The 10,165-nt window shown below is 47.3% G+C and carries 5 protein-coding genes and 3 pseudogenes; 4 read left to right on the top strand and 4 right to left on the bottom strand.

Annotated elements, in window-relative coordinates:
• Positions 1-220 precede the first annotated feature (220 nt).
• Positions 221-2,605 carry a DUF5776 domain-containing protein gene (locus JCM2765_RS14820; RefSeq protein WP_054737381.1) on the top strand — a complete coding sequence of 795 codons (2,385 nt, stop codon included), beginning with the start codon at positions 221-223 and terminating at the stop codon, positions 2,603-2,605.
• 19 nt (positions 2,606-2,624) lie between these two features.
• The gene (locus JCM2765_RS14815) at positions 2,625-3,557 is read left to right on the top strand and encodes a DUF4430 domain-containing protein (protein ID WP_054737380.1); all 933 of its coding nucleotides are present in this window, start codon (positions 2,625-2,627) and stop codon (positions 3,555-3,557) included.
• 479 nt (positions 3,558-4,036) lie between these two features.
• On the opposite strand, the gene JCM2765_RS14810 is transcribed toward JCM2765_RS14815, so the two are convergent.
• The 4 genes and pseudogenes from JCM2765_RS14810 to JCM2765_RS14795 all read right to left on the bottom strand — a co-directional run bounded on the left by JCM2765_RS14810 (position 4,037) and on the right by JCM2765_RS14795 (position 7,744).
• Complete coding sequence (locus tag JCM2765_RS14810) at positions 4,037-4,735, bottom strand: aspartate/glutamate racemase family protein (protein ID WP_082405166.1); 699 nt, start codon at positions 4,733-4,735, stop codon at positions 4,037-4,039.
• 201 nt (positions 4,736-4,936) lie between these two features.
• Positions 4,937-6,310 (bottom strand): annotated as a pseudogene (gene xylA, locus JCM2765_RS14805) (xylose isomerase).
• Between the two features lie 244 nt (positions 6,311-6,554).
• Positions 6,555-7,383 (bottom strand): annotated as a pseudogene (locus tag JCM2765_RS14800) (SPFH domain-containing protein).
• Positions 7,384-7,471: 88 nt separating this feature from the next.
• A complete protein-coding gene (locus tag JCM2765_RS14795) occupies positions 7,472-7,744 on the bottom strand; it encodes a toxin-antitoxin system HicB family antitoxin (RefSeq protein ID WP_369404084.1) in 273 nt (90 codons plus the stop codon).
• A 173-nt stretch (positions 7,745-7,917) separates the two neighbouring features.
• Here JCM2765_RS14795 and JCM2765_RS14790 point away from each other — a divergent pair.
• Together JCM2765_RS14790 and JCM2765_RS14785 are read left to right on the top strand one after the other, a co-directional pair.
• Positions 7,918-8,918, top strand: a pseudogene (locus JCM2765_RS14790) (zinc-binding alcohol dehydrogenase family protein).
• A 9-nt stretch (positions 8,919-8,927) separates the two neighbouring features.
• Complete coding sequence (locus tag JCM2765_RS14785) at positions 8,928-10,097, top strand: MDR family MFS transporter (RefSeq protein ID WP_054737379.1); 1,170 nt, start codon at positions 8,928-8,930, stop codon at positions 10,095-10,097.
• Positions 10,098-10,165: the final 68 nt, after the last annotated feature.

The following is a 10,165-nucleotide window of genomic DNA, read 5'->3' as shown; positions in this document are numbered from 1 at the left end:
AAAAGAAATAGCTATTGGTTTAATTTTAATTATATATATGTACTTTTTATAATATTATGTTGTAAAATGCGAAATGATTTCCTTTGAAATGTGATTATTTTGACTTGGAGCGATTTGCGAGCGCTTTCTTAAACTGATAATCTTGATGGATATCAAGACCTGAGTTAGATAGATGTTATATAAAGTAAAATTAATCAGTTTCTAGGGGAGGAACTTGCACATGCGTAAGCGGCAATTATTTTATGATTTATTATTATTTTCAAGTGTTTTAGGGGTAAGTTTGGTCAGTCAGATAACACCAGCGACCCACAATACGCAAACAGCGTCTCATTTATCTTTGTTTAGGGGAACAATTGCTAAAGCGGCTACAACGACTGACTTCGATACTCAGTTTGCTAAGTATAGTGATATTAATAACACGGTGGATACATCAACTAAGCCAACGCAGGCTCAGATTGATGCTGCTACGACAAGCATAACTAATTTAAAAAATCAGCTAATAGCACGTGCTAATTCAGTAACGATTCCCACTGATAGTGAAATTAATGCCACTGATTTTGCGACTGTTACGGCAGCGTATAATAATTACTTGGAACAAAACGTTGCAAGAATATCTAAGTACTATACGACCGCACCTTCGCAACAAGCAATATTTAGTAATCTATTGAAATGTAACGATGGTAATATTAACAAAACAACACCGAGTGAGGTGACGGAACTCTACTATAAATTGATTTCGATTGGCGCTATTCAAGCATCTGCTATTCAGGGAGGAACCGTAACCGATGTGACGGATCCTAGTACTGCCGCAAAAGCATTTGTAACTAAATATCCAGATTTAGCAACTTTTGGTAATTTGTATTATAGCAAGGGTGGGCTTGACGCTAATACAGAAGCAAAGTATGATAGCAAATTACTTAAATGGAATATTGTTACAGATCCTAAAAATGTAGCAATAGATGAAGCTTCTGATAGTTACCTTAGCGCAATTGCTGCTGATGGGAGAATGGTTACGGGAGCCAAAAAAAGTATCGACAGTGAAAAGTGGTCAACAGCGGCAGAAAAAGACGCTGCCAAAGTGCGGGTCGATAATCTTGCGACCATGTATAAGGAATTACTTAAAAATGCAACTCAAGACACACTCGGCGTTGCTGGTAGAACATGGCAACCGGCCTTCTATGCGATTAGTGGTCTGCCGGCTACTGATGCACAATATTCACCAGCAGCGACTGATGATACTAGATTAGCAGCCATTGGTAGTTTAAATCAGATAGCACAAAAGGATTATACGGCATTACTTAAGAAACTCGCTATTGATCCAGCCAATCCTACTAGTGATCAGCAAGCGACAATTGATACCATTAAAACAAATTTCAATACGGTTTTAGAGAAGTATGCAGATCAAATTAAGACGGCTAAGACCCAAAGAGAGCTCGATACCATTGCTAATGCGGTGGGTGCAGGTACTGCTTATGCAGATCTAGCTAATGTTAAAGCCGGCTCAACGGTTAGCACTGATGATATTGCCGCTGCTAAGAAGACGATTACGGATGCTGCCACCGCTCAAATCGCTAGTATCAAGGCGAACACGAAAGCAACCGATGATCAAAAAACGGCCGCAATTGATCAAATTAATAGTGCTGTAACTGACTTGAACAGTAGAATTGATAAAGCGGGCACTACAGAACTTGTTAACAATATTGCGGCAACGGGCGTTACCATGATCAAGACAATTACGTTTACGAGCGATGCGGATTCTAGCAGTAGTTCAAGTGATGCCAGCAAGGACAGTAGCTCATCCTCTAAAGCCACGAACACGGATGTTGTGACTGCTAGTCAAAAGACTAATGCAATCAATGCGTTGATCACTACGGGTAATAATCGCAAAGTTGCCATCCAAAACGATACATCACTGACGGATGCACAAAAAACAGCTGCGTATACCGCAATCGACGGGTTGGTAACAACTTACACAAATAACTTGAATGCAGCAACGAACCAAGAAGCGTTTACTGCTGCGCAGATTACCGCTTTGATGGCAGTTAATGGCTATAACGCGGCTACGGGCACCACGAAATCGGCAACTGATACGACCAGTGCAACGACAACGACTAGTGCGCCGGCCACCACTACTACAACGACAGCCCCAAAGACTACCGCTAAGGGTATCAAAGTAGTTTACGCAACCGCTAAATTATCGATGTACAGTAATGAGAATTTAACTCACCGAACGGCAACTTATGCCAAACGCACCCGTGCTAACCGGCCAGAATTTACAGTGCTAAAACAAGCGACTAACGATAACGGCACGAAGGTCTACTACGTTAAGAACAACGCTAGTGGACGTAAAGGTTATATTTCGGCCAGTTCGAAATACACCAGTGGTGCCTACTATAAGACAAGTGCAACTAAGGTGAAGGTGATTAGTAAGCACGGGGTTAACGCCTATAAGAAAGTTAACCTGAGTGGCTACAAGTATCATTACAAAAAGAATGCGACCCTGAAGATTAAGCGGGTAGTGAAGAGCGGGTTAACCACTCGATTCCAGTTAACCAATGGGACTTACGTTTCAGCCAACAAGATTTTTGTTTATACGATTGCTTAAATAAAGGATGATGATTGAGATGAAATTTAGTAAAGCGATTAAGGTACTTGCGTGCACGTTCCTTTTAGCTGGAGGTGTTGCGCTCGGCAGTAGTTTTAGCACACCTAATGCACCTGCTTCAGTTACAGCCCAAGCAAAGACTAAGAGTAAAAAAGTTGTGAAGGTTAAGTACAAGAAACTTTCGAAGAAGGCCTACCATGTTACAACGGGGACGTTTTATAGTACGAGTTACCTTAAAAAGGCCAACCATTTAGGTGTTCACTATCAAAGCACTACTTTTTATACCTACCAGCAAGCGACTGTAACTCGTGCCAATGGTTCAAAAGCCGTATATTATTACGTTAAATCTAGTAATGGTAAAGTGAAAGGCTGGATCTGGCATAGTTACCTGAAGAAGGGTGCGGTTTCAAATAAGAAGACGGCGACTACTGCTACTAAGAGTAGCAATAAAACGGCGGTAACAACGCCAGCTACTTCAACAACTGGCAGTACCACTTCAACAACGAGTGCAACGGCGCCAATTACTGCTTTGCAGGCTGGTGGCACTAGCAGTGCTACTAGCGTTGCTGGTGGTAGTACTTCGACAGGTACTTCTACGACACCGGCAAGTGATTCTTATGCGGTATCAATTGAAGGACCAATTGCTGACGGTAGTCAAGTTTGGGCTTCTGAAACGGTCAAAGTTAAGCAAGGTGATACAGCCTTTACTGCATTGCAAAAACTATGTCGCGATAACAATATGCAAATGGGGTATACAGGTTCTGGTACGAGTGTTTATGTTTCAAGTATCAACTATAAAGGCGCTGGTACGAATGGTAGCGGCGGCGGTTGGCTATATTCCGTTAATGGTGCTTTTCCAAATCACAGTGCTGGTGGCTATGACCTTCAAGGTGGGGAAACTATTGTTTGGATGTGGACCCAAAATAGTGGTGACCGGGGATATAACTTCTAACAACCGGTTATTAAGTTAAAATTTCTTCAAACATACTTGCTCAAATAATTTACTTTTACGAGTAACTAAACGCATCAAGCAAGAAAAAGCTCAACTTAAGCCTCCTGACGATTCAGGATACTTGGGCTGAGCTTTTTCTATCGCTAAATTAAAAAATTGAAAAAATAAAAATCAATCGGCCAGCACCATCGCGTAGTTAACACCAAGATAACGACGGGGCGGGTCACCGCACTGGCGTCAGTAACAATCGGCTGTCCTCCGATGAAGCAAACGTCGCCAGCATACCATGGGTTCGCTTAGCGCCTAATTTCCAGTTTTCATCCACATATCCTAACAATCCCATAGACCTTAAGAAGCTTAAACTTTGCGCTCATGGTACCCGAATCGTTATCTTAAGCAGGTTTATTACCTCCTCCCAAAAAAGCGCCATCAGTTGCCTAAATCGGCAAGCTGATGGCGCTTTTGTTATGTCTATAAACTCAATCGGCCAAAATCAACTCAGTAATCTTATCCATATGCAGTTCCGCAATGTCCAGCACGGGAAACTCGAAATCCTGCTGGCTCAAAATTAACGGCAATTCCGTACAACCAAGCACAAGCCCATCAATGTGTTGCTGATCGACAAGTGTCTTGATAATTTGAAGCAATCCCCGCTTTGTTTCAGGAAGGACGATCCCGTTTTCGAGTTCGGTAACGAGGTGGTCATGGACGTAGGTTTGCTGGTCTGGTGACGGGACAACGATCTCGATACCATCGTCAATAAACGGCTGGGAGAAAAAGGTGCCCTGCATCGTGAACTTGGTACCAAGGAGACCTAACCGGTGAACACCAAGCCTTTTTGCGTGCTGAAGGGCGGTGTCGATGATGCTGATAAGAGGAAGGGTCGTTTTAGCCTGAAGTTGCTCAAAAACGACGTGGGGCGTTAACCCGCACATGAAACCGAAGTCCGCACCGCCGCGTTGAAGTTGGTTGGCGGCGTTAGCGAGGTAGGTTGCGGTTTCGTCAAACTGCTTGTTATCGATGAGGTCAAACATGTGGTACATGTTCACCGAATTGATCATGAGTTCGGGGAGGGTCGTGTGGCTATTTTGCCGATCTTGATAGCGGGTAATAATGCCCTGATAGTAATTCATAGTGGCTTCGGGACCGAGACCGCCGATCATGCCTGCGTGTTTCATGGAATCATCGCCTTTATGTAGTAGTGTGAAGCTAGTTACAGTCATAAACCAAAGTGGCCGGTAATGCAACCTAAAATGCGGCTGAAGCGGGGTGAGCATCAAAAAGCCGCCACTGAATTTCAAAATGAAAATTCAGCGGCGGCTCTAATTGTAACAAAAAAGGATCCCGCTCACTGTCGGAATCCTTCTTTAAAGTTTAGTTTAGTTGAAGCGGGCACCCAATACAGAGTAGATGTAGTTGTTAAGGGTTGCCTTGATTGCTTCAAGGTGACCAGACTTAGTAGCAGCGATAACGTCTGCGTCTGGCGTGTCGATGATGTAGTTTTCAAGGTCAGCAAAGGTTACCTTGCCGGCTTCGAAATCAGCACCGATACCTGAATCAAATGATGAGTAACGATCCTTCAAAACGTCTTCGAAGTAGCCGTCTTCAAGAATCTTGGCAGCAACACGTAAACCTGCAGCGTAAACGTCCATGCCGGCCATGTGACCGTAGAAGAGGTCTTCTGCTTCAAAGCTTTGGCGACGAACCTTAGCATCGAAGTTCAAACCACCGGTAGGAAGGCCACCGTTCTTCAAGAATTCGTACATAACGAGCGTTGCTTCGTAGATGTCGTTAGGGAATTCATCGATGTCCCAGCCGATCAACTTGTCGCCCATGTTGGCGTCAAGTGAACCAAGCAAGCCGGCTTCACGAGTGAAGCGAACTTCGTGTTCGTAAGTGTGACCAGCTAAGAATGCGTGGTTACCTTCAAGGTTCAACTTGAAGTCGTTTTCCAAACCGTAAGTCTTCAAGAAGGCGATAGTCGTTTGGGCGTCAGTATCGTATTGGTGTGACGTTGGTTCTTTAGGCTTTGGTTCGAGTAAGAATTGACCCGTGTAACCAATTTCCTTAGCGTAATCAACGGCTAATTGGAAGAAGGCTGCGATGTGGTCCAATTCACGCTTCGTATCAGTGTTCAAGAGTGATTCGTAACCTTCACGGCCGCCCCAGAAGACGTATGATTCTGAGCCTAAACGCTTAGCGATTTCAAGTGAGTGCTTGATTTGGGCACCAGCGTAAGCAAAGACGTCAGCAAATGGAGTAGTTGCGCCACCGGCAACGAAACGCTTGTTAGTGAACAGTGAAGACGTGTTCCAAAGCAACTTCTTGCCAGTTTCTTGCATCTTTTGTTCGATCTTGTCGACAACTTTATCAAGGTTGGCGTCGTTTCACGAAGGGTGTTGCCTTCAGGAGCTAAATCGCGGTCGTGGAATGCAAAGTATTCAACGCCTAATTTGTCCATGAATTCAAACATGTAGTCAACTTTGGCAAGAGCAAGTTCCATAGAACCTTCTTCGCCTTCCTTGTCCCAAGGGCGTTGAGCGGTACCTTCACCAAATGGGTCAACTAAGCGTTGGTCCATCGTGTGCCAGTAAGCAACTGAGAACTTGAGCCAGTCCTTCATCTTCTTAGTAGTGCCGTTTGCAGTAATTTCTTCTTCTGGGTTGTAGAAGTTGTAACCTTTAGCAGCCTTGAAGTCTAAGCTTTTTGCCGCCTAAGTAGGCAACTTTTGGGAAATCGAATAATTCAGTCATGTCCATCCTCCGAAAATTTGGCGTTGTTTTAAGTAGTTTTAATTTATAGTTGGTTGCTTGAATCAACTAACGATGATGTAAGTATACCGGATAACTTTTTTATTTGCAAGCGTTTTCTAGATTTTTTTGTGGAATTTTGCGATGAACTGCACAAATGGCCACCAGATCAGTGTTCAGCGAACCGGAGGCGTTAAAAAAACTAGAATCAGCCGATGGCCAATTCTAGTTTATTAATAGTAGTTTTTTAAACGGTCTTCTCCTGCGCACCCTTACCCAACAACTTGCCCATCACGGGAAGTTGTCCAAGGTCGCCGGAAACGTCACCCGGCATCACCACGAGGTTAGCAGGGGAGTTTGCGAGTTCGCTGAAGGCGTTGATCGATTGGTTTTGGAAATACTTGCTGTCGGCATTCGCTAACCCAGCTTGCACCGTATCGATCCGGTAACGTTCAGCGTCCGCCCGAGTCTTGGTGGCATCGGCTTCTGCTTTGGCGGTGGCCATTAAGGCGTCGTTCTTGGCCTTGGTGGTCAGCTCGATCGACTTGGCTTCACCTTCGGCCTTGGCAATTGTCGCCACCCGTTCCCGGTCAGCGGTCAACTGCTTGTCCATGGCCTCTTGAATGGCGCGTGAAGGGGTCAGTTCGTCGATGTTGATTCGGTCAACGTTGATCCCATAGGTGTTCGTCAGGTCGCCGATTGCTAGTGCGAGTTCCTGATTGATCTTGGCGGTTGAGCCAGCGCTTCGTTCAAGTCCATCCGCCCGATGATATCACGCAGGTGCCCCCGAACCAGTTGGGCCATCGATTCCACGGAGTCGGTGTTTTCATACTGGTATTTGACCGCATCCGTCACGTGGTAGTTTAGCGTTAAGCTGGCCGATACGTCGGCGTTATCCTTGGTGATGATCGAGTAGTTCGGCAGTGCGAGTGGCTCCATGGCCAGACTGACCTTGCGGATCTTTTGGAACAACGGGATGTAAAAATGCAATCCGGACGCAACACTGTGGCTGTACTTCCCCAACGTTTCCACCAGCCCTGGTTGTTTTGTGGCACGATCTTTAATCCTAATGGCATAACTGTTTCCTCCTCAATAAAGTTAACCCCTAAATGTGACGTAAAGTTAAAATGTTACCGTTGGCTTCAATAACGGCGTACTGCGCGGTCACATCGACCTGACCGTTGTCGTCGAGTAAGTAGCGGTAGTAGATCCTGAAACGGCCACTAAGCCGTTCTCCGGGTTCAACTCCCGGCCAGCGATAACCTTGCCAATAATCTGACGGCCCTCAAAGGTGGGGGTCGGCTTGGCCTGTTCCAACAGCTTAACGATGTAGGCGTTGACGCTACGGTTATCGGTTGCGGCGTCGGCCTCTAGGCGGTCGTACAGTTGCTGGTTCAGCCGAAGTAAAAAGCGTTTTTCCTTGTGGTCGTTCGCCATTACCAAAGCCCCTTTCTGATATCAACTTAATATCACACCGCTATTATGCAACAATTAGCACAAGACGTCAAGTTAAGGGACGCCTAAACGGGCTATTGGCACGCTTCACTAAGCGCTAAATCGCTGGTACAATGGGGCTAACATTAATTATTGGAGGAATCGATATGGCAACAATGAAAGCAATCGGCGTTGACGCAAAGCAGGCGTTAGTTGATCTCACGTTGGCCCAACCCGTTGCGACGGGCAACCAGCTTGTCGTGGCGGTTAAGGCGATCTCGGTCAATCCCGTTGACCTGAAGCTTCGTGAAGGGGTCACGGTTGAAACGGCTCCGAAAATCTTAGGCTATGACGCAGTCGGTACCGTAACGGCGGTTGGTCCAGACGTCACGAAGTTTAAAGTAGGGGATCGAATCTACTACGCAGGCTCGACTCAGGTTGCTGGCGCGAACGCCGAATACCAGTTGGTAGATGAACGCCTCGCTAGTTTAGCACCGCGGACGTTGACGGATGCGCAAGCGGCAGCGATGCCACTGACCACGTTGACGGCTTACGAGCTGTTATTTGAAAAACTCCAATTCGTTGGCAAGGCCAATCAAAACCAAAAGCGCACGTTACTGATCATCAACGGTGGCGGTGGTGTCGGCACGATCATGGCGCAACTCGCACACTGGGCGGGCATCACCGTGTTAGCGACTAGTAGCCCGAAAAATGCCGATTGGTTGCGGCAGAACCAAGTTGACGTGCCGTTGGACTACCACAAGGACCTGTATGCGCAGGTGCGTGAAGCGGGTTACGACAGCGTGGATGCCATCGCGATCCTCTGGGCGCCAGAAGCCTACTTTGACGTTGCGGCTAAGTTGGTAAAGCCATTTGGTCATATTGGTCGATCGTGGGCAGTCCGGCTGATCTACCGTTGTATTTGATCAAAAACAAGGCCGCTAGTTTTGACTGGGAGTACATGTTTGCGAAATCCGACGCGGACTACAACGTGGCCTCTCAGGGGCGAATCTTGCAGCTGGCAGCACGGTTGTTTGATCAGGGCGTCTTAACGACCACGCTGACCGAAACGATGACGACGGGCATCAACGCGGCTAGTCTCAATGAAGCGCACGCTCGGGTTGGCGCCGGCCACATGACGGGCAAACTCGTCGTGACGGGGCCGTTCAATGCGTAGGGGGTGCGCATGTTAGCGAAGAAAACGCAGATCACCCTACCAGCAGTGTTTTGGTCAACGCTACTCTTAAATGCGGGGGCGGCCTTCATGTGGCCCCTCACCACGGTCTACATGAACCAGATGTTAGGCAAATCCCTCACGTTAGCCGGCAGTGTGCTGTTGGTTACCTCGCTCATGATGATGGTGGGTAACTTCGTCGGCGGTTGGTTATTTGATCGCTGGTCGCCGTACGGAACCGGATTGGTTGGTGCGGGGATGTCACTCATAGCGATGCTGGTGCTGATTCGCTGGCACGCGTGGCCGACATTCGCCATCATGTTGTTTGTGGTGGGGTTCGGTGACGGCATCAGCTTAACGGTGGGCAACTCCTTTGCGGCCACAATTACCCATAAGACGACGCGACAGGTGTTCAACGTGCTCTATATCGGCTTGAACGTGGGCGTCGTAATCGGGACGCTGTTAGTGGGGTACTTGTTAGACTTTGGCATCACTACGGTGTTTGCGGTGACGACCGTGTGCTACATCGCGCTGTTTGCGATTATGGCGATTGCCTTTCGGGTTGAAATCTCGACTAATCAGGCAGAAAAGGAAACGGCGACTAAGGTACCCGGTGCGAACTTACGGGTGATCTGGTTACTCTGTTTGTTGGTGTTCACGCTGTACGCCAGTTACGCGCTTTGGGAAAGCGTGCTGTCCGTGCACATGACCAACCTGCACATTCCGTTCCGAAACTATAGCTTGCTTTGGACGTTAAACGGCATCTTGATTGTGGTGGGCCAGCCCATCATGAACCGGTTATTTGCGAGCCGGAAGCTGGCAACACAGATCGGGTTAGGGAGTGCGATTTTTGCGCTGTCGTTCTTCCTGCTGATCTTTGCGAGTCAGTACGCGGTATTTGTCGTCATCATGATCATTTTGACGTTTGGTGAAATGATCGGCTTTCCTGGCATGCCGGCCTGGGTCGATGCGTTGGCTGAAGGTGGGCAGAAGGGGAAATACCAAGGCATGTATAACGTGGCGATTTCCCTCGGCCGGGCGGTTGGCCCGCTGTTTGGCGGTTTGATGATCGATGACTTTAGTTACCAAGCGCTGTTCCTGACGGTGACGGTGGCGATGCTGCTGGCGCTGGGATTGGTGCTGTTGGGGAATACGCGGTTGCGACGGCGGTCGGTGAAGTAAAGCAGAGAGTGGAACGAAACGGGTTGGGAACGGTGTGTAAGGCGGGGTAAGTGAAATTGCCCGGTTTT

This window comes from Secundilactobacillus similis DSM 23365 = JCM 2765, from assembly GCF_001311075.1.
Classification (GTDB): Bacteria; Bacillota; Bacilli; order Lactobacillales; family Lactobacillaceae; genus Secundilactobacillus; species Secundilactobacillus similis.
Note: the sequence above shows the minus strand (reverse complement) of the source record. Positions and strands in the feature narration are given on the sequence as shown.

What these genes read in the sequence shown, in the direction of transcription:
- JCM2765_RS14815 (WP_054737380.1), top strand. Translation starts at nt 2,625, where the DNA reads ATGAAATTTAGTAAAGCGATTAAGGTACTTGCGTGCACGTTCCTTTTA.
- JCM2765_RS14785 (WP_054737379.1), top strand. Translation starts at nt 8,928, where the DNA reads ATGTTAGCGAAGAAAACGCAGATCACCCTACCAGCAGTGTTTTGGTCA.
- JCM2765_RS14795 (WP_369404084.1), bottom strand. Translation starts at nt 7,744, where the DNA reads ATGGCGAACGACCACAAGGAAAAACGCTTTTTACTTCGGCTGAACCAG.
- JCM2765_RS14820 (WP_054737381.1), top strand. Translation starts at nt 221, where the DNA reads ATGCGTAAGCGGCAATTATTTTATGATTTATTATTATTTTCAAGTGTT.
- JCM2765_RS14810 (WP_082405166.1), bottom strand. Translation starts at nt 4,735, where the DNA reads ATGAAACACGCAGGCATGATCGGCGGTCTCGGTCCCGAAGCCACTATG.